This is a genomic window from Chryseolinea sp. T2 (assembly GCF_037203685.1).
Lineage (GTDB): Bacteria > Bacteroidota > Bacteroidia > Cytophagales > Cyclobacteriaceae > Chryseolinea.
This window is the reverse complement of sequence record NZ_JBBCAU010000002.1, coordinates 277,771-297,315: the sequence shown is the minus strand read 5'-3', so window position 1 is coordinate 297,315 and position 19,545 is coordinate 277,771. Positions and strand designations below refer to the sequence as shown.

The 19,545-nt window shown below is 46.7% G+C and carries 17 protein-coding genes and 1 pseudogene; 7 read left to right on the top strand and 11 right to left on the bottom strand.

From position 1 onward, the window contains the following. Positions 1–2: 2 nt before the first annotated feature. The 5 genes from WBG78_RS06205 to WBG78_RS06185 are packed head-to-tail and all read right to left on the bottom strand — an operon-like array spanning position 3 to position 4,324. Entirely contained in the window at positions 3–1,133 is a 1,131-nt protein-coding gene (locus WBG78_RS06205) for an efflux RND transporter periplasmic adaptor subunit (RefSeq protein WP_337325525.1), read from the bottom strand. Positions 1,134–1,160: 27 nt separating this feature from the next. Then, positions 1,161–2,606, bottom strand: coding sequence for a TolC family protein (locus tag WBG78_RS06200; RefSeq protein ID WP_337325524.1), 1,446 nt, complete (start codon positions 2,604–2,606; stop codon positions 1,161–1,163). A gap of 1 nt (position 2,607) precedes the next feature. Next, positions 2,608–3,315, bottom strand: a complete 708-nt coding sequence (locus WBG78_RS06195) for a TetR/AcrR family transcriptional regulator (protein WP_337325523.1) — start codon at positions 3,313–3,315, stop codon at positions 2,608–2,610. Positions 3,316–3,366: 51 nt separating this feature from the next. Then, on the bottom strand, positions 3,367–3,732 hold the full coding sequence (locus WBG78_RS06190; RefSeq protein WP_337325522.1) for a hypothetical protein: 366 nt from the start codon (positions 3,730–3,732) through the stop codon (positions 3,367–3,369). 31 nt (positions 3,733–3,763) lie between these two features. Further along, complete coding sequence (locus WBG78_RS06185; protein WP_337325521.1) at positions 3,764–4,324, bottom strand: RNA polymerase sigma factor; 561 nt, start codon at positions 4,322–4,324, stop codon at positions 3,764–3,766. Between the two features lie 257 nt (positions 4,325–4,581). Here WBG78_RS06185 and WBG78_RS06180 point away from each other — a divergent pair, with 257 nt between their 5' ends. Both WBG78_RS06180 and WBG78_RS06175 read left to right on the top strand, forming a co-directional pair. Next, positions 4,582–6,036, top strand: coding sequence for an SLC13 family permease (locus WBG78_RS06180; protein WP_337325520.1), 1,455 nt, complete (start codon positions 4,582–4,584; stop codon positions 6,034–6,036). Between the two features lie 145 nt (positions 6,037–6,181). Continuing rightward, a complete protein-coding gene (locus tag WBG78_RS06175; RefSeq protein ID WP_337325519.1) occupies positions 6,182–8,710 on the top strand; it encodes an ATP-binding protein in 2,529 nt (842 codons plus the stop codon). An 80-nt stretch (positions 8,711–8,790) separates the two neighbouring features. Here WBG78_RS06175 and WBG78_RS06170 read toward each other — a convergent pair whose 3' ends face one another. The 4 genes from WBG78_RS06170 to WBG78_RS06155 all read right to left on the bottom strand — a co-directional run bounded on the left by WBG78_RS06170 (position 8,791) and on the right by WBG78_RS06155 (position 12,025). Then, positions 8,791–10,143 (bottom strand): sigma-54-dependent transcriptional regulator, encoded by a 1,353-nt coding sequence (locus tag WBG78_RS06170; protein ID WP_337325518.1) that lies wholly within the window; start codon positions 10,141–10,143, stop codon positions 8,791–8,793. Positions 10,144–10,219: 76 nt separating this feature from the next. Further along, entirely contained in the window at positions 10,220–10,531 is a 312-nt protein-coding gene (locus WBG78_RS06165; protein ID WP_337325517.1) for a hypothetical protein, read from the bottom strand. 405 nt (positions 10,532–10,936) lie between these two features. Continuing rightward, positions 10,937–11,464, bottom strand: coding sequence for an anti-sigma factor family protein (locus WBG78_RS06160; RefSeq protein WP_337325516.1), 528 nt, complete (start codon positions 11,462–11,464; stop codon positions 10,937–10,939). 3 nt (positions 11,465–11,467) lie between these two features. Further along, positions 11,468–12,025 (bottom strand): RNA polymerase sigma factor, encoded by a 558-nt coding sequence (locus WBG78_RS06155; protein ID WP_337325515.1) that lies wholly within the window; start codon positions 12,023–12,025, stop codon positions 11,468–11,470. A 660-nt stretch (positions 12,026–12,685) separates the two neighbouring features. On the opposite strand from WBG78_RS06155, the gene WBG78_RS06150 reads away from it, so the two are divergent. The 5 genes and pseudogenes from WBG78_RS06150 (at position 12,686) to WBG78_RS06135 (ending at position 17,642) form a co-directional block, all read left to right on the top strand. Then, positions 12,686–14,101 carry a glucuronyl esterase domain-containing protein gene (locus tag WBG78_RS06150; RefSeq protein WP_337325514.1) on the top strand — a complete coding sequence of 472 codons (1,416 nt, stop codon included), beginning with the start codon at positions 12,686–12,688 and terminating at the stop codon, positions 14,099–14,101. A 100-nt stretch (positions 14,102–14,201) separates the two neighbouring features. Beyond that, the gene (locus WBG78_RS06145; protein WP_337325513.1) at positions 14,202–14,534 is read left to right on the top strand and encodes a PadR family transcriptional regulator; all 333 of its coding nucleotides are present in this window, start codon (positions 14,202–14,204) and stop codon (positions 14,532–14,534) included. Further along, positions 14,531–14,722 (top strand): annotated as a pseudogene (locus WBG78_RS30755) (permease prefix domain 2-containing transporter); the annotation flags it as partial. The gene WBG78_RS06145 and the pseudogene WBG78_RS30755, both read left to right, overlap by 4 nt. Before the next feature lie 48 nt (positions 14,723–14,770). Then, a complete protein-coding gene (locus WBG78_RS06140) occupies positions 14,771–17,152 on the top strand; it encodes an ABC transporter permease (protein ID WP_337325512.1) in 2,382 nt (793 codons plus the stop codon). A gap of 139 nt (positions 17,153–17,291) precedes the next feature. Continuing rightward, positions 17,292–17,642: a DUF6249 domain-containing protein gene (locus WBG78_RS06135; RefSeq protein WP_337325511.1), complete on the top strand. Its 351-nt coding sequence runs from the start codon at positions 17,292–17,294 to the stop codon at positions 17,640–17,642. 47 nt (positions 17,643–17,689) lie between these two features. Here WBG78_RS06135 and WBG78_RS06130 read toward each other — a convergent pair whose 3' ends face one another. Together WBG78_RS06130 and ahcY are read right to left on the bottom strand one after the other, a co-directional pair. After that, entirely contained in the window at positions 17,690–17,968 is a 279-nt protein-coding gene (locus tag WBG78_RS06130; RefSeq protein ID WP_337325510.1) for a hypothetical protein, read from the bottom strand. 112 nt (positions 17,969–18,080) lie between these two features. Next, on the bottom strand, positions 18,081–19,394 hold the full coding sequence (gene ahcY, locus WBG78_RS06125; protein ID WP_337325509.1) for an adenosylhomocysteinase: 1,314 nt from the start codon (positions 19,392–19,394) through the stop codon (positions 18,081–18,083). Between the last annotated feature and the right edge of the window lie 151 nt (positions 19,395–19,545).

The window sequence follows — 19,545 nt, the reverse complement described above, 5'->3', positions numbered from 1 at the left end:
CATTATATTTTGATGACAGTGCCGTCGCTGAGACCCTGATAACCAACAGTGATAATTTTGTCACCGGTTGAAAGTCCCTGCACCTGTGCTCGACCGTCGAATACGCCGTCTACCACTACTTCTTTCTTAGCTGCCACTATGTGTCCGTCGCGTTCCTGCGCTACATACACAACCTTTTCATTGTTCACCTCCTGTACAACATTAACTGGTACAGTAAGTGCATTAGGGAATGATTGATAGACGACTTTCAACACGACTGACATGTTTGCGCGGAGATCGTTGTTTCCACTCACCTTTGCTTCTACCGCGAACGTACGTGATAACTGATCGATGCTTCGACCAACGAAAGTTACTTTAGCTTCGATGTCGCGTTTCAGATCGGGAACAGTAACAATTACTTTGTCGCCTTTCTTAATGTTGAGAACATAAGCTTCAGATACCTGCGCCTTCACTTTCAGATCGGAGTTGTTAACCACGCGAACTGCAGGAGCTCCTGGCATGATGTTCTGACCGATTTTGACAGTCACCTGATCAACGACGCCATTGATTGGAGACTTGATGCGCGTTTGGTCGTTTTGCTCATTCAGCGCAGCGAGCCTTTTCTCAAGACTTTCCTTATTGTTCTTTGCCTGCAGGTACTGAACCTCGGTTCCAATTTTCTGGTCCCACAGGTTCTTCTGTCTGTCATACACTGTTTTTGCAAGATCGAGAGAAGCCTTCAACTCTTCAATATTGCGAATGATCAGAGAGTTGTCGACCTGCGCCAAAGTTTGACCTCTGCGAACTTCCTGACCTTCCTGAACGAATACTTCAGTGACTACACCAGGCATCTTCGTGCTCACCTGAATGTTTTCATTTGATTCAATCATGCCTTGTGTTTGCACGAAGTGTTCAAATTTCGAAGGCTGGAGTTCCTTCACAACAACTTCTTTAGCTTTAACGACTGCCGCCTGTGGATTTTCCTTACCAATCTCCTCTTCGAGCTTCTTTATCTCCTTCTGCAATGCGGCCTGCTCGGTCTTCAGCTTTTCAAGTCTTGCTTTCTTGTCCTTATCTGCCGAGGTAGCACTGCAGGCTACCAACACAGCAGCCAGAGCAATGACTGAAAGCTTGTTGTATAGTTTTGTATTCATATCGGTTGTTTTCATTGGGGTTTCAGATTACTTGGTTGTTTGGGTTTCGTACTTCGCAGGCTCGATCTTTGCATAAGCTACATCGAGATCCGTCTTTGCCGAGATTGCATCAAACAGTGAGTTGTAGTAGTTCACTTGTGCCTGGCGCAAGCTGTTTTCGGCGTCAATAACTTCGATGTTCGATCCAACTCCCTGCTCGTACTTGATTTTTGTTATTTTGGCCACGCGGTCAGCCAGTTCCATGTTTTCACGTTGTGACCTGAATGTTTCAATAGCGTTCTTGTAGGTCACAGTATTCTGTTGAATGCTTAGATCAATGCTTTGACGAAGCGAGGTGAACTGATTTTCAACTTTCAGCAATTCAAGCCGGGCCTGCTGCGTCTGATAGTTACGTTGTAAACCACTGAAGATCGGTACCTTCAACGACACACCAAACGTTGAAAAGGGATACCACTTGTCCGGGCCAACAAAACCGTTGTCACTGATATCAGTGTTGGTTTTGAAGACACCTGCAATATCGGGCGACTGTGTGCTGTAGCCAGCATTCCAGAAGCCAACCAATGATGGATGTGACCTGGATAAGTAATTCTTTACATCGAGTTCACGTAATTGACGTTGGGTTTCCAACATTTTATATTCGATACGATTCTTGTAATCCCAGCCTGTTTCGTATTCGGTAAACAGATTCTCATTCACAGAGAGGTCGCTGAGACTACCTTTAATGACGATTTCCTTTTCAATAGGATAATTCATCTGAAATTTCAGAAGGCCAATGCTAAGGGACTGCAGGTTAAGGAACTTCAATCTCTCTGCTTTCAGATTGTTCAGAGTAACCCGAATCCGATCGACGTCGATTGCTTCTGCAAAACCATTCGTATTTAACGCTGTAGTTGTTCGCAATAATGAATCAACACGGGCAATGTTGTTATCGAACAATCCGATGCGTTCGTTGTTAATCAATACCGCATAGTAAGCCTTCGTAACATTTTCAATCACCTTAATTTCAGTTTGCTCTGCTGACCGAGTGGCAAGCTGTTTGTATGTGTCAGCTGCTTTCAGTCCAACAAGGTAGGTTGTGCTGAACAACAGCTGATTAACAGTGACTCCGGCATTGCCGCTGCTTGGAAGTTGAAAGAAGTTGGGAGAAGCAACGACGGCATCATCAGGAAGGCCCAGATCAATGTCAGGATTAAATCCTTTCGCTACGGCATACTGCGCGAAGAAGCGAGGTAATTTGTTGCTATGCTGAACAGCAATTGAGCCATCAACCTGAGGCAAACCAATGCCGGTGGTCTCTCTCACTTTAGCTTTGGCGATCTGCTCATCGACGTGAGCGTTTTTCACTTCGATGGTATTTTCCATCGCGAAGCGGATGCAATCGTCTAACGTGAAGGCTGTGGGCGTTTGTTGCTGCGCATTCGCTGCACCAACCGTTAAAACAACCGCGAACAGTAATAAGGATAAACGTTTCATATCAGGAGTTTGAGAGTTCTACTTGGGTTTCTTTGCATTTGAGGTATTTCTTGCGGCCTTTCTCGGTAAGCAGTCCAAACACGAAGTGCTCGAATAGCTGTAACTGAACCTCCGTAACTTTGAATTGTGAAGTAGGGAAAACGCGATCGTCAAATGCCAACTGCACGAGTTCCATTCGCATTGTCGCCATGATATCGAGATCGAGTTCAGGGCGGAAATATCCTTCCTCGACACCGCGCTTCAGGTTACGGATCACCGAGTCGCGGATAAACTTCTTCTTGTTATCCATCCACACATTCCAGGCGCGTGGGTGGTATTTCTCGAGGTCGAACATCAACGACGGGTTGATTTCACTCATCGTTCTTTTCAGGCATTGTGAGATCTTTGCTATCTCATCAATGGCGTCGATGGCCGCTCCCTGAATGGCATCAAATTCCGCCATTATGCGTTCAATGTGCGATTGAACTGCGATGGTGACGATCTCTTCCTTGTCTTCGAAGTGCTGGTATAGCGTCTTCTTTGACACGGCCAGGTGCCGGGCGATGTCGTCCATGGAGATGCTTCTCACACCGTACTTGGTGAAGAGGTTTTCTGCACCTCGGATGATTTTCTTTTTGATGTTGATGTCTTCCATAACGGCCGGCAAAACTATGGAAACTATTTGCATCACAAAAGTTTCCTCAGTTTCCTTGAACGCGCAAAACGGCATTCTGTTAAGGTTTGACGATGATTTTTTTAAGAAATTTACAGATTAATCATCTCAATCGTTTGAACCCGCTTGTTCGGATGCCGATCTTTTTTCCTGCCAGGAGCACCACTTGTCCTTCATTTTCTGTTTAACCAGATCGCGCTCCTCTGGCGTCATGGAAGCAAACTTCTGCTGCCAGCGCGCCCTCCAGAAGGCGCGCTTCCGCTCGTAATGATGATGTCCTTTGCCGCCACCGAATCCCCAGAAAAGCAGCTTAGAAAGCAACAGCAAGCCCAATGCCTGCCAGATGGTAATGATGGGGCCATGAAAGAGTTCTGGAACGAGCCAGTTCCAAAGCTGCATCGTGACAAAGCCCACCACGAAAATTCCTGTTATCGCCAACAGCACGCACGCAGCAATTTTACCAACCTTGTTCATAGGTGTCGAATTAATATATCCTGAGTATTTGTTAAATGTCGTTGTAGATCTTTTGGAGCTTCTTGCGAAGGGCAAGTATTGCATAGCGCTTCCGGGAGAGCAAAGTGTTAATTGATACACCCGTCTCTTCAGCTATTTCCCGAAAACTGCGCTCCTCAATTTCATTCATCACAAAGATCTCCCTTTGCTCTGCGGGAAGTTCGTCTAATGCCTCCATGATGGCATCCCAGATCACGTCCCGCAGATAGGCATCTTCAGGTGTGTTGCCCAGGTCAGGCAAGATGTCCTGTAAAGTCAATGGTGCATCGTCGTCCATTCCTGCGGCCATGCCTATCTCGGCACGCTGAGGCCGGCTCGCGTCGCGCCTGTAGCGATCAATGATCTTGTTACGAGCTACGGAGAAAAGCCAGGATGTAACTCTGTCCAGCGATTCAATCGTATCGTATCCGGCAATAAACTGATAGAACACGTCCTGAAGGATATCCTCCGCCTCTTCCACCGATCCTACACGGTTGCGTATGAATCCCAGCAGTTTGTCTTTCTCCTTGAGAAAAGTCTGTTCCTTAATCTGCATGGCCATGTTCATGTCCATTCCCTTGCCTCTTTTCTTGTGACTTATTAGTCGGAAGTCCCGGGCGGATTATTGTATGATCTGAATTTTATTTTCCAACCATTCTTTACGAAGGGAATTGGCGGCCAAACTTCGGGTATTCCGGGGTCATTTTCCAAACATCGGACGTAATGGTTACCGGGTAATTTCCTCGCCCTGAAATCTTATGTCATACAAAGCATCACCGCATTCGATTGATTCGCAGAATATTTAGATTTAAAGAATTGCATTGGCCATATATGAATCTCCTCAAGAACTACCTGACTTTCCTGGCCGGACCTGTGTTCGGGGCGCTCGTGTTATTTGCTGTGCCAGCCGATTTTATTTCGCCGGTCACCGGGAAGGTGCTGGCCGTGGCAACGTGGATGATTATCTGGTGGATATCGGAGGCCATCCCGGTTGCAGTAACAGCATTTCTGCCTTTGGTGTTTTTTCCTCTTTTGGGCATCATGAACATGAAATCTGTGTCGGCAGCGTATGCAAATCCAATCATTTTTCTATTCCTTGGCGGCTTCCTCCTGGCACTGGCCCTGGAGAAACACAAACTTCATGAGCGTATTGCATTGAATCTCATACGTCTCACCGGAACATCAGGCAACGGTATTATAATGGGGTTTATGATATCAACAGGATTCATAAGTCTCTGGATCAGCAATACCGCTACAGCAATGATGATGTTACCCATTGCTGCCTCTGTAATTAACCTGGTCCGAACAAACGATCAACAGAAGCCACATGAGCTACCTGTTGCAGAACGCAACTTCGCTCTTGGGCTGATGCTGATGGTAGGCTATGCAGCGACTCTTGGTGGTCTCGGCACCATAATCGGGACGCCTCCTAATGTTGTGTTCGCGGGCCTGCTTGAAGAATTCTATGATCAAAAACTTGACTTTGGGAAATGGATGATCATCGGCGTGCCGGTAGCCACCACGTTATCGCTATCAACTTACTTTATGATCACCCGATTTCTATTTCCGAGCCGTATCAAACATGTGAAGGGATCGGAGGTTTTGATAGCATCGCGCCTTTCGGCTTTAGGGACTCTTCGCAATGAGGAAGTACGGGTGCTTTGCATCTTCGCCGTAACGTGCTTTCTGTGGATATTTCAGGAAGCTCTGAACGCCTACGTATTTAACAAAGATTTACTCAATGATACCAACGTGGCAATGATGGGCGGCCTGACGATGTTTCTGGTTCCTGCAAACATTTCACGCCGTGAGTTTCTGCTTGACTGGCGAGATACGATCAGTGTCCAATGGGGAATTCTATTTCTCTTTGGCGGTGGCCTTGCTCTGGCCGCAGGGCTTGAGAGCGCCGGTATTATTCAGGCGCTGGGGAGTTGGATTGCCGAAGGAAACACATATGGCGGATGGATCGTTTTCGCATTGATTGTGGTAACAGTGGGTCTGTCGGAAGTCATGAGCAACGTTGCCCTCGTTCAAATATTCGTGCCGGTGGTGTTTGGGATGGCCGACGGTCTGGGTGTTGACCCCGTCCTGCTAGCGATGCCGGTAACGCTTAGCGCAAGCATAGGATTTATGTTCCCCATTGCAACACCCCCGAATGCTATTGTATTTTCCTCAGGTTATATACGAATGAAAGACATGTTTTGGGCAGGCCTTGCCCTGGACGTGATTTCCATTCTGATCATTCTGATCGCCTCGCTAACCCTGATACCGTGGGTATATGGCTGATTTATGTTGCAGGCGGAAAAGGCCTGGCTCCGGGGCAAATTTCAGCCAACACTACCCACGTCAAAAGTGCAGATTTTTCGATTGCCGGCGCAGGTTGGCACAATATCTGGGTTAACTTGCTGAAACGCATCCGAATAGCGCGCATATGTCATCTTTCGGCGAGAAGCTATCTATCACCTCTGTTACGAAGAAAGTTTTCGCAGGTTTCCTGCTGGTATTCGTAGCTATTTTGATAGCTCTTGGCATCGCTCACTTTGGCTTCAGCGAAATGATGCAGACCGTAGACAAGCTATCGGAACCCAACAAAAAGCTTGACGCACTGAATACTATCTTTCAGGAAATCACATCCCTGGAACAAGCACAGCGAGCCCAGGCAATCAGCAACCCCCGGAATCCCTACAAGATCTATCTCGAACAATCGAAGGCATTTGTAAATAAGATTGACTCACTACAGTTGCTTGAATGGGACAGCACGCAGCAACACCGGCTCGAGGAAATTAAGTCCATACTTCAGAAAAGGAACAGGCTATTTCTTTCTTACCTGAAGCTCAGGTCGCGCATGGTCGACAACAAGAGTCTCACACAACGTCTTGACACGCTTACCAAGATCATGGTGCAGGATCGGATTGCTTTTGACACCAGTGTAGTGACGACGGAAAAGAAGATCATTACGACATATACTACTGACTCTGTTAAAGCCGGGAAACCGAAAACGGGCTTAGGTAAGATCTTTGGAAGAAAGAAAAACGTACCTGCGCCGACAACACATGTGAAGGTTGAGGAGCAGACCAGCGTTGTTATAGATACCCTGGCCGTTGCGCGACAGAACAACGCTCTCAATGAGGTTGAGCAAATCATCATGGACATGGAAAATGAGCAGAGGGCAGAAAGCAAGCGCCTCATTACTGAAGAGCTCGAGCTCATTCACGCCAACAGTTTATTCATCAACCAGCTGCTGAGCATACTTCATGATGTCGAAAACGAAGAGGTCGTCCAGATGCATGCTAACAACGACCGGGCCGGAGCACTGGTGAGCCAGAGTATCTGGCGTATTAGCTTATTGTTGATTTGCTTTTTTATCGGAGCAGCCCTGCTCGTCTATCTCATATGGGTTGATATAACAAGAGCAAATTATTACAAGGAGCAACTCGAGAAATCGCGCGATGAAGCGCAGGAGTTAAGCCAGATAAAGCAGCGGTTCCTGGCGAACATGAGCCATGAAATACGCACGCCGCTGCAGTCGATAATAGGATTCGCTGAGCAACTGAAGTCACAGCGCAAATCGGACCCTGAGGCTATCGATGCAATCAACAGTTCATCCGAACATTTGCTTCACATTGTGGACGAAGTTCTCGACTATAGCCGCATTTCAAGTGGAAGCTTTGTTTTGAACAGAGAGCCTTTCATGCTCGCACCTTTGATTAAAGAAATTACCTCAGCACTTCAAGTTCAGGCGGAACGCAAAGGACTGAATTTGCTGGTTGATCTTGGATTTCCTGCTGAGCTGAGGATCATGGGAGATCCTTTCCGTCTTCGTCAGATTCTATACAACCTGCTGGGCAACGCGATCAAGTTTACGTCACGGGGATATGTTCGTCTGAATGCGCACACGCGCGTGGGAAAAGATCCTGTCCATTGTGTATTTGAAATAACAGATACCGGTATCGGTATACGCAAGGAAGACATTTCGCGTATATTCAATCAGTTTGAGCAAGCTAACAACAGCATTAGTGGTCAGTATGGCGGGACAGGCCTTGGACTTACGATTGTAAAATCATTGATAGAAGCCCAGGGCGGAAATCTGCAGGTTCAAAGCGTACCCAACCAGGGGTCAACTTTCACTGTTAACCTTAGCTTTGACAGAGCGGAGAGTGAAGCTGTCTCATCAGTCAAACCTGCTGTAATCCGGCAGGAGCCATTCAAAGGAAAGGTTTTCGTTGTTGACGATGATACCATGATCCTGCGGTTGTGTTCGCTTGTTTTCGAAAAGAACCATGTTAAGCATGCAACCTTTAACGACGGCCGGCAGTTGCTTCAGATGCAAGTCGATCCAGAAGTGAGTTTCATTTTCATGGACATTCGAATGCCTTCGATCAATGGTATTGATTTGTGTCACGCACTAAGGAAGCGATATCCCAAAACCACAAAATTTATAGCGCTCACGGCCCATGTCTTTCCCCAGGAACAAAAGCAGCTACTTGATGAAGGCTTCGACTCAGTGATGCTGAAACCGTTTCGCGAGAATGACATTCTGGGCAGGATGGGTATCAATCCCAATCAGAAATCAGAGGATATTTCTGACGGGATTGGTGAATCAATGCTTGATCTTTCCTCATTGAAGGTGATGACGCAAGGGGATGATCTCCTGCTTCATGCAATACTCCAGCAATTTATTGATGAGACTGTGACGGACGTCGATCACTTATCGGAGCTCCTGAAGTCGCCAGAGCCTAGTGCGGTGAGAGAAGTTGTCCACAAGCTTGCAGGCAGAACCGGGCAGGTTGGCGCCACTGTGTTATCGAAAGCCCTGCGGGGACTCGAAGTTCGTCTCGTAAATGGAGAATCACCTGAGAAGATGGAAGATGATCTTCGATATGCAACAGTGAAGGTTGAACTGCTGATAGAAGAAGTCAAGCAATTGACAGGTCCCGAAGCGACGCAGTTAGTAAAATAACTGTGTCTGTCGTTTGATTACGCGAAGACTACAGCACGTATAGACTCTACGTTGCAAAATCCCGGTAATTTCAAATTCGCCTATTCAATCCCGTACTTTTCAATTTTCAGATACAAGGTCTTACGGTCGATGTTAAGAATGCGGGCAGCTTTAGATTTATTGTACCGCACCTCCTTAAGGGTTTTCATGATCATCTCCTTCTCCTGTGTTTCCTGCAGGGCCTTCAAATCATACACTGGTGCCTGTGGTGCTGCCTTCGAAGTAGGATTACGGATTTCCTCAAGCATTTCCGGTGGTAATGCACTCACACTTACCTTTCCTTCGCTTGTGAGTAATACCGCCCGCTTGACAACGTTCTTCATCTCCCGAAGATTTCCAGGCCAATCGTAAGATTTTAATATGCCTGTAACTTCTTCATCGAAGCCTGTAACATTCCGTTGAAGTTCGGCATTCGCCATCTCTCTAAAGAAGTCAAGGAATTCATTGAGGTCCTCGGACCGATCGCGCAGAGGCGGCACCCGAAGTTTAAACTCATTAATTCGATGGTACAGGTCCTCACGAAATGTTCCCTTCTTTACGCTTTCGAACAGATCGTCGTTCGTCGCCGTGAGAATACGAACATCTATTTTTATTTCCTTGCTGCTTCCAACGGGCTGTATCACGCGTTCCTGGATGGCGCGCAGTAGTTTTATCTGCACCTCATAAGAAAGGTTGCCGACTTCATCCAGGAATAATGTGCCCTTGTGAGCTTCTTCAAACTGACCTATTTTATCCTGAACTGCACCAGTGAATGCGCCTTTAACGTGACCGAACAATTCGCTGGCCGCCAGTTCTTTTGAAATCGCACCACAATCGACAGCGACAAATTTTGATTTCGCCCGCGCGCTGAGCTGGTGAATGGTTTGCGCGACGTTTTCCTTTCCGGTGCCGCTTTCTCCTTCAATGATCACCGACATATCTGTTGGTGCAACCAGCCTGACGTGATTGTACAACTGCTTTGCCTGTTCGCTGGTGCCTTCAACGAACTTACGCTGAGGAAGAATGCGTGGCGTGCTAACAGATGGGCCCACTTTGTCCTTCTTCAGCGCCTGCTGAACGATCATCAGGAGCTCGTCGGGATTTACTGGCTTGGTAATATATTCGAATGCGCCAATTTGCATGGCCTTTACAGCGGTCCGGATATCGGAAAAGCTTGTCATGATGATGACCTGAGTTGCCGGCGAGGATTTTTTCATTTCCGTCAAAACATCCATACCGGTCATGTCGGGCAGACGGTAGTCGAGCAACACGAGGTCGAAAGTCCGCGTGGCGAAAAGCTGCAGGCCCTGACCGCCCTGATGAGCGACTGTAACCGCGAAACCTTGCTTGGTGAGAAACCCCTCAAGGATTCTACAAAATGTAAGATCGTCTTCTACGACAAGGATATTGGCCATATGGGGGCAAAATAAAAAAGAAAGCCGGAATATTTTCCAGCTTTCTCTTATTGATTAAAGTGACGACAGGAGTTGATTAACCAACTACCTTACCATCCTTATCAAACTTCACGATCTTAGTTTCGGCACCGTTCTTCAGGTGAACTTCGTATTGCTCAGAAGCATTCACTTTGTAAGCGGCGTCGATCAACCAACCGCGATAGTCTTGCATTTCCAAAGCCTTTTTCACTGGAGCAGGAAGTTCTTCAGACTTAATCTTAGTCTTTTCTTCTTGCTGAGGAGCAGCTTGCTCAGTTGCAGGTGCAACTGCGCTTGAACTTGCATCCTGGGCATTTACAAATGCTACACTACCTAACATAGCGGCAAAGGCAAACATTACTTTTTTCATGGTCTTTAACTTTTAGTTTGACATTTGTTTTTACTGATCAGATCATACACGAAGGATGTGCCAGCAAAGAACACGTTTTCAAAACCCTGTAATACAGTGACTTAGAAATATCACAAGAAGAGACTGCGTATGCAATCCGTAGGATGATTCTACACGTTGAGCTCATAATTCTACATCACAACTGTAATGCAGGCGCGATAACATCGCTGTTCAAAGCAAGACCAACGAATACATTGATTCGTTCATTTTTTTTCACGTCAAACAGATCATTATTCATCCGTCCGCTAACAAGAAATAATTAGCAGCAAGTCATTGAAGTACCAGATGTAATCAGGAATGTATTACGCGACAAACAGGAACAGCAATTTCGTCATTAGCTGAGATGGATTATCGGAGATGGCAGGATCAACCATGAGAAACACGCCTGCTGAACCACGGTCGCAGAATTGTGCGATCTAATACGATCCAGGCAAGTACGAGATTCAATAGCACAATAGCATTAACAAGAATTTTTCCGTTAAATGTAACCGCAGGCAATTGTCTTTGAAGTAATTGTTGTGACAACATACTATCAACAGGACCCATTATCGTAACAGGTCCATCAAAAACACCACTTCCTGCGAGGTACAAAGCCAGCAGACCTGCGACTAATACACCGGTCAGCAGCAAAAGACCATTGCGGATAGAGAACGAAGCAGTTGGTGAACTATAATGGTCAAGGTTATCCATAACCTTCTCAGTAAAATTCTTCGAAGGTGAAAGCAGATGCTGTGACTTCAACATTTCGTGAAGCTCCATAACAGATGCGAATTTTTCCTGGAGCATCTTATCGATGTTAAGACGATCCTCAAAGTTCTTTCGATCTTTCTCACTCAGCTCACCATCGATATACCTGGCAAGCTCATCCATATCCTTTTGCATCAGCTGCTTCATATGTTATAAAGATAATGCTTCTGATTTTAAAATTGTTTTCAGTTCATCTGCCAAACGTTGCCTGGCTCTGTGAATCCTCACCTTGACCGTGTTTGCCTGCATACCCGTTACTTCGGCAATTTCTTCCAACGAAAATTCTTCCAGATAGAACATCGTTAAAGCCGTGCGATCGGCCTGATTAAGGCGATTCATTGCGGCCTCCAAAAACCTGCGTTTGTCTGATCGCTCGACACGGTCTTCGCCTTCGTGGTTTTGCACTAAACGCGTTGTCTCGATGCTTTGAAAATCCGGCCGGCTCTTTCGTCGATGGCTAATGGCCGTATTAAATACAATACGGTAAAGCCACGTCGAAAATTTGGATTCACGCTGAAAGCTCTTCAGGTTATGATACGCCTTAATAAACGCGTCCTGCGCCACCTCTTCCGCTTCGACCCGGTTCTGAACTATTTTGTAGGCAATAGTATAAGCATAGCTCTTGTAGCGATTAACAAGAACCGCATACACCGATTGCTCACCGGCAATTATTCTGTCGATTATCGGAACGTCCGGATCGTAGGTCATGACGATCGTTTTTGACGCCAAAGGCGTCTATCAGGTTACAGGTGTGTTAATAGTAACCAAAATTTACCGGTGAACTAGTACAAGCGTGGAGTTGAATGATAATTAAGCGTCGGGCAGTTCAGGCTAAGTCTGGTAAAGTGTGGGAAAAGTCTGGGTGGAGTGTGGGAAAGTGCGATGGGACTCTGGGAAAAGTGCTGCAAAGGTGCGGCAAAAGAGCGTTGTGAGTGCGGCAAAAGAGCGAAGCGGGAGCGTCACAAGAGCGGAGTGAGAGCGTCACAAGAGCGGTGGGACAGCGTAATAAGTCTTACCTCTGGTAAGTCTCTGGTAAGTCTCTGGCTGGTCCGATGATTACATCAACCTGGAGGCAAGACGCAGCAAGCCGAAACGCCCCTTGCTGAACATCAGAAACTGGGAAAGTCTGACCAGTGTATAGCCCAGTCCGGATCCAAAAAGACTGTATAGTATTTCCGGATCGGACAAGTATAGGAAAGTATAGGACGGATATAGGAAAAGTATGGAAAGGGTATAGAAAAGTCGTCTGCCGATCGTCTAAAAGTATAGGCCAACTATAGTGCTACTATAGTCCTTCTATAGGAGAATGCCAGCACGAAATAACACGTGTGTCGTGTACATTTATATTTGTTGCTTCTAACGATCCATATGATTACACGAATAAACTTCTCAGCCGGTACCGGTCGCCGTTGGCCTGCCTTCATTTTAGTTCCCATTGCGCTTAGCCTGATGACTTTAAGCGCCAGCGCGCAATTCTCGCAGGCTACACGCGACTCAATCAATAAGATCACACAGGCAGACTATGCTCAGATGCTTGGGCAGTTAGGCCTTACCGCAGACGGCATGCGCCGCGGACCATCAGGAGATCCTTCTGCTCCAAATGCGGCGAACAGATTTGAGGACAAGGTCAACGCTTATTCGCTTCCTGATCCGTTGCAAGCCAAGAGTGGAAAAAAGGTTAAGTCTGCACCGGAATGGTGGAATGTCCGGAGACCGGAGATCGTAGCTGACTTTGATCATGAAGTTTACGGAAAGCTTCCGGCAAACATTCCCGGCGTCACATGGGAAACTGTTTACGTCAGGGACACCGTTGTCGGCAATATGCCCATTCATGAAAAACTATTGAAAGGCGTCGTTGATAATTCGTCCTACCCTTCTGTCAAAGTTGAAATAGAACTTCTTGTTGCCACTCCATCCAAATCGACACAACCTGTTCCAGTTGTGATTGAGTTTGGATGGATAAAAAATCCATTCAATCGTGGACCTGTTCAACCCCTTGGACTCGGATCTGCAGGGGAACCCACGTGGAAGGAACAATTGATCATGCGAGGCTGGGGCTATGCCATACTCGTGCCTTCAAGCATTCAGGCAGACAATGGTGCGGGCCTTACGCAAGGCATTATTGGACTTGTAAACAAAGGTCAATACAGGAAGCCAGCCGACTGGGGAGCGCTCCGCGCCTGGGCATGGGGCGCCAGCCGGGTTATCGACTACCTCGAAACAGACAAGAATGTAGACAGCAAGAGATTAGCTATTGAAGGACTATCGCGGTATGGTAAGGCCACAGCCGTTGCAATGGCATTCGAACCACGATTTTCACTGGCGTTCATAGGCTCTTCAGGGGCCGGTGGCGCAAAAATTCTGCGTCGCATATTCGGAGAACAGATAGAGAATCTTTGCTCGTCCGGAGAGTACCAATGGTTTGCAGGGAATTTCATTCGCTATGCATCTAAGCTGACAGCGCAGGACGTTCCGGTGGATGCCCATGAACTTATTGCTCTTTGCGCACCACGCCCGGTGTTTATCAGCTCCGGGTCACCGCAGGTAGAAGGGCAATGGGTCGATGCCAAAGGAATGTTTCTTGGTGGGGTGCATGCAGGACCAGTTTATCGTCTGCTGGGAAAGAAGGACCTCGGGACGAATACTTTCCCGAAGCTGGGTACCGCACTTACCGATGGAGAAATTGCCTTCCGACAGCATTCCGGTGGCCACAGCACTGGCCCGAACTGGAGTACGTGGATAGCCTGGGCGTGTCGCTACTGGGGTACGTGCTCTTATGAATAAATACCTTTCAAAAAAAAAGCATTAAGATTTTTTACGTTTTGGTGTAACCGAAAGACGATGCGCAGGTATTATAACTACATTTAAGGCAAATATAAATGACGTGAACCGCCACCAACTAGGAGAATTCGAAGAAATCGTTCTGCTGACTGTCGGCATCCTTTATAAGAATGCTTACGGCGTTGCCATAATCGATGAGATACAGCAGCGACTTGGCAGGAACGTTAGCATTGGCGCACTGCAGACAGTACTGCGCCGACTTGAAGACAAGGGATACCTCTCGTCAGAATTAGGAGAAGCTACAAGTGTAAGAGGAGGTAAACGAAAGCGCTACTATTCCCTTACAACGCTTGGATCCCGGGTGCTTAGAGAAAACCAGGAACAACGAGTTAACCTATTTAAGGCCATACCAAACATGGCATTTCCCAAACAATGAAGTTCCCCGCCAAAACACGTCCCCCCGAATTCGCCCTGCGTTTCTTTCGTTGGTTTTGTGACCCTTTGGTTGTCGAAGACATTGAGGGTGATCTGACAGAAATGTTTTGGCGTGATGCGAGTAGCTATTCCGTTAGAAGTGCTAATTGGCGATTTGCCTTTAATGTGCTAAGGCTTTTTCGTCCGGGAATTGTCCGGAAAATAAAAAATCCATCTCTGATCCTTCATCCATCACCTATGCTCAAAAATTATTTCATCACCTCAATCCGTTCACTTGCCAGAAGCAAAGGATTCTCAGCCATTAACATAATAGGTCTCGCCGTGGGGCTGGCTACGTTCTGTTTAATTTCATTTTATGTATATCATGAATTAAGCTTCGACCGATATCATAAAAATGCAGACAGGATCGTTCGCATCGTTGAGAATCTAAGAACAGAAAACGAACTCCTGTTTCAATCAGTGAGTTCACCTCCCATGGGACCACATTTGTTGAGTTATTTTCCAGAAGTCGAAAGCTATACACGCTTTCAAAACTGGAACCTCCTGGCAGAACGAAATGGCATCTCGTACTATGAACGTGATTCTTACATCGCCGACAGTACAGTGTTCGACGTTTTTAGTTTTCAACTAATAAACGGGGATAAGAAGACTGCGTTGCGTGACCCTTTTTCGATCGTACTTACTGAGTCGATGGCTAAGAAATACTTTGCAAATGAAGACCCGGTCGGTCAAACGATCAAAATGGATAACGACAATTACAGAGTCACTGGAGTCATGAAGGACGTGCCGGAGAACTCTCACTTCCGATTCAGCAATCTGATATCATTCTCGACATGGAGTCGGAACAACAAACAGGCCGAGGATCGCGAGTGGTTCTGGAATGGGTTTCACACGTACATTCTTCTGCGCGATGCAAGCTCGATCGAACAAGTGCGTGCCAAAATGCAGGCTTTTATTAAGGCCAATATTGAGAAGGGTGGCATGTATTACGAAGATCTTCCACTCCAACCACTCGCCAGCATATACATGGATCCACAACAACGTTCGTGGGAAAACGGAACGCGTGGTAGTATCAACAACATATACATTCTCTCGATTATTGCCGTCTTCATTTTGCTGATTGCGTGCTTCAACTATGTTAATCTTGCCACGGCGCGTGCATCGAGGAGACTGAAAGAGGTCGGACTACGAAAGTCCCTGGGGGCCATGAGAAGGATGCTTATTGCGCAGTTTCTTGGTGAGTCTATTATTGTGGCCTTCATTGCTGCATTGCTCAGCGCGCTCATTGTTTGGGTTATTCTGCCTCAGTTCCGAACCATTGTCGATTCACCCCTGAGTCTTTCTATTCTGCCATCTTTATGGCAAGTCGTGGCAGCCGCATTTGTTCTCGTGCTTGTCATCGGCATTTTAGCCGGCTCATATCCGGCACTAATTATTTCCGGATTTCAGCCTTTGCAAATATTCCGCCCCACTACGAAAGGAATTTACAGTCATCATAATTTCAGAAAGGTTCTTGTCTCTGTTCAATTTATCATTTCTATCATGCTGGTGGCAGGTACTTTGCTGGTGCGAGATCAAATTGACCTGGTTAAGAATCAGGATCTCGGCTTCAACAAGGAAGCCACTCTTGTTGTGCCTACTAATGGCGATACTGTGATCATGAATCATCTTGAAGCCGTTAAGAACGAATTAAAGGCATTGAAGGGTGTACTGGCAGTTACCGGCTCTTCTACTGTTCCCGGTCAATCCACCACTAATCATTACACACAAATTGAAATGACGGACGGAAAGATGTCACCTACCAACATCAATTTTAATTTTGTAGATCACGACTTCCTCTCGACCTACAAAATTAAAATCATTGCTGGCCGGGATTTTCGCCGCGATGTAAAAGCCGACGATACTACCGCGTTCATCATTAATGAAACGGCCGCAAAGGACTTCAGATGGACGGCGGATCAAGCTATATCTAAAAGAGTCGATCACGGAAATAAGGGAAAAATTATTGGTGTATTCAAAGACTTCAATTACCAATCACTGCACACTAAGGTGGCTCCATTGATGATTGCATTGACTTATTGGCCGAATCGCATTTCCATTCGTATTGACAGCAAAGACTTGGCACCCACGATCGATCGCGTGCAGCAAAAATGGAATGAACTGGCTCCTAATCTTCCCTTTGATTATACCTTTTTGGATGAGTCGTTCGATCGCCAGTATAAGGCTGATCAACAGTTGAGCAAGGTAGCCGGTATCTTCACGGGACTGGCCATCTTTATCGGATGTTTGGGACTATTGGGACTTACATCCTTTGCCGTGGAAAGGCGAACCAAAGAGATCGGCATTCGAAAGGTGCTGGGCGCCTCCGTGGTTGGCGTCGTTATTCTTATTGCACGCGAATTCCTGTGGCTAATTGGCATTGCGCTGATCGTTGCCACTCCAATAACCTGGATCCTGATTCAGAAATGGGAGCAAAATTTTACCCTGCAGGCGGCGATCAATCCCTCAAAATTCCTTTTGGCCGGATTGTGTGTGCTCGTCTTTGCAGGCCTGACGATCGTCCTTCTCTCCTATCGCGCGGCAACAGCAAATCCAACGAAGGCCTTGCGAACGGAGTGATGCCCGAGGATTCAAACCTCATTTCTTACCATTTTGAGTTACTTGTAACCTGACCTTCCAATGCGGCGTCATAGAGACAATTCTGTGAAAAAACGCAGAATTAACTCAAAGAATTACTAACGCTTAACACAAAACTTATATGGATGTCGCTGCACTCGGCGTGATGGTACCCATCGTAGCCCTTATTGGATCCTTTGTCATGGTGGTTTACTTAAGAAAATTTGAAAACCTGGAACGTATGTCAATGATTGAAAAAGGCCTTGATCCAACGCTCTTTCGTTCAAGAAATTACCGGAACACATCAGTGCCACTACGTGCCTCTCTGTTACTTATTGGCGCGGGCATCGGACTACTGCTTGGATACGCGCTCGACAGCGCTACCTACATGGATGAAGTGGCCTATTTCTCAATGCTCTTTGTCTGTGGCGGAGCGGGGCTTGGGTTGTCGTATATCATTGAAGAGCGAAGGGCCAGAGAGAACAAACTTTGAACTGGCCCGAAGGGCCTGAATTTGATGAAGGTGGGATGTCAAACTTATTACTCCTTCTTCGCACCGCAGTCTATCTTCCAGTCTTTGGCAAGAGCCAGGGTACCCTCCTTGGCCTTCTTAAGGACTTCGTCTTGTTTCTTGCTGAACTTGCATCCAATATCAACATATCGATAACGGGCGCCATCGATGGTAAAATTGAAATGACAGGTATTAGTTGCCTTGTGGGCTTTAAAACAAGTTAACTGAACGTCGGCCTGGTCACTGCCGGGAAGAAATCCCGTTGACACGAAAAGAATGATGGAGCAGATAACTGTGGCAACCTTCATAGCGTAATAATTCGCCGGCAAAATAGCAAAATGGGGCCAATGAAAAAGCCATCGCGCCTAAAGGCGGGATGGCTTTTATTTTGACGGCGAATACTAATGTATTCCTCCTGAATCAATACCTGTAATATTCAGGCTTGAACGGACCTGCTACGGGTACTCCGATATATTTTGCCTGAGCATCTGTAAGATCTTCCAGCTCAACACCAATTTTCTTCAGGTGCAGGCGTGCGACCTTCTCGTCAAGGTGCTTGGGAAGCATATAGACTTTGTTCTCGTATTTGCCAGAGTTGGTCCAAAGCTCAAGCTGGGCAAGCGTTTGGTTAGTGAACGAATTCGACATTACGAACGAAGGATGCCCTGTAGCGCAGCCAAGATTCACCAGACGACCTTCAGCAAGCAGGATCACCTGACGACCATTCTTCATGGTATAAAGGTCAACCTGAGGCTTAACTTCATCTTTTGATGCAGCATTCTTATTAAGCCATGCAACATCAATTTCGTTATCGAAGTGACCAATGTTACACACGATCGCTTTGTCCTTCATGGATTCAAAGTGGTGGCCCAGTACGATTCCGAAGTTACCTGTAGCTGTAACCACGATGTCTGCTTCTTTCACTGCATCATCCATGCGTTTCACTGCGTAGCCATCCATGGCTGCCTGCAGAGCGCAGATTGGATCGATCTCCGTTACGATCACGCGTGCACCCGCACCGCGAAGCGAAGCGGCAGATCCTTTACCTACGTCGCCATAACCTGCAACGACCGCTACCTTACCGGCCATCATCACGTCTGTGGCACGACGGATAGCATCTACGAGTGATTCCTTGCAACCATACTTGTTGTCAAACTTTGACTTGGTTACAGAGTCGTTGATATTGATAGCAGGCAACGGCAATTTGCCATTGTGCATACGCTCGATCAGACGATGTACACCAGTTGTTGTCTCTTCAGAGATTCCTTTTATTCCAGATACCAATTCAGGATAACGATCCAATACCATATTGGTAAGGTCACCTCCGTCGTCGAGAATCATGTTGAGAGGCTTACCATCTTTGAAAGCGTAGAGTGTTTGCTCAATACACCAATCGAATTCCTTCTCGTTCATGCCTTTCCAGGCGTACACTGGGATACCAGCAGCTGCTATAGCGGCTGCGGCGTGGTCCTGAGTGGAGAAAATATTGCATGAGGACCAGCTTACTTCGGCACCGAGTTCTACAAGTGTTTCGATTAGAACAGCTGTTTGAATCGTCATATGAAGACAACCTGCTACGCGCGCGTTCTTCAATGGCTTCTGCTTGCCGAACTCTTCGCGAATTGCCATCAGACCAGGCATTTCCGCCTCAGCCAGTTTGATCTCTTTGCGTCCCCAAGCCGCAAGCCCGAGGTCCTTCACCTTGTAGGGTAACTTTTTCTCGTCGACAGTCATTTGAATTTGGTGTTTTCTTTTTTGTAAGATCGGCAAAAATAGCACAAAGGTTTTTAAATAGCTAACTCTGAACGGGTGCCTTAAACAGCTCGTCGAACTATTGGTCACGGATCGCTGTTTTGACAATAATCAAACAAGCAAATAATACAAG

Bases quoted from the DNA above. Each gene is read 5' to 3' on its own strand.
- WBG78_RS06140 (WP_337325512.1), top strand. From the start codon at position 14,771: ATGCTCAAAAATTATTTCATCACCTCAATCCGTTCACTTGCCAGAAGC.
- WBG78_RS06135 (WP_337325511.1), top strand. From the start codon at position 17,292: ATGGATGTCGCTGCACTCGGCGTGATGGTACCCATCGTAGCCCTTATT.
- WBG78_RS06180 (WP_337325520.1), top strand. From the start codon at position 4,582: ATGAATCTCCTCAAGAACTACCTGACTTTCCTGGCCGGACCTGTGTTC.
- WBG78_RS06165 (WP_337325517.1), bottom strand. From the start codon at position 10,531: ATGAAAAAAGTAATGTTTGCCTTTGCCGCTATGTTAGGTAGTGTAGCA.
- WBG78_RS06130 (WP_337325510.1), bottom strand. From the start codon at position 17,968: ATGAAGGTTGCCACAGTTATCTGCTCCATCATTCTTTTCGTGTCAACG.
- WBG78_RS06190 (WP_337325522.1), bottom strand. From the start codon at position 3,732: ATGAACAAGGTTGGTAAAATTGCTGCGTGCGTGCTGTTGGCGATAACA.
- WBG78_RS06195 (WP_337325523.1), bottom strand. From the start codon at position 3,315: ATGCCGTTTTGCGCGTTCAAGGAAACTGAGGAAACTTTTGTGATGCAA.
- WBG78_RS06200 (WP_337325524.1), bottom strand. From the start codon at position 2,606: ATGAAACGTTTATCCTTATTACTGTTCGCGGTTGTTTTAACGGTTGGT.
- ahcY (WP_337325509.1), bottom strand. From the start codon at position 19,394: ATGACTGTCGACGAGAAAAAGTTACCCTACAAGGTGAAGGACCTCGGG.
- WBG78_RS06175 (WP_337325519.1), top strand. From the start codon at position 6,182: ATGTCATCTTTCGGCGAGAAGCTATCTATCACCTCTGTTACGAAGAAA.
- WBG78_RS06170 (WP_337325518.1), bottom strand. From the start codon at position 10,143: ATGGCCAATATCCTTGTCGTAGAAGACGATCTTACATTTTGTAGAATC.
- WBG78_RS06160 (WP_337325516.1), bottom strand. From the start codon at position 11,464: ATGAAGCAGCTGATGCAAAAGGATATGGATGAGCTTGCCAGGTATATC.
- WBG78_RS06150 (WP_337325514.1), top strand. From the start codon at position 12,686: ATGATTACACGAATAAACTTCTCAGCCGGTACCGGTCGCCGTTGGCCT.
- WBG78_RS06185 (WP_337325521.1), bottom strand. From the start codon at position 4,324: ATGGACATGAACATGGCCATGCAGATTAAGGAACAGACTTTTCTCAAG.
- WBG78_RS06155 (WP_337325515.1), bottom strand. From the start codon at position 12,025: ATGACCTACGATCCGGACGTTCCGATAATCGACAGAATAATTGCCGGT.
- WBG78_RS06205 (WP_337325525.1), bottom strand. From the start codon at position 1,133: ATGAATACAAAACTATACAACAAGCTTTCAGTCATTGCTCTGGCTGCT.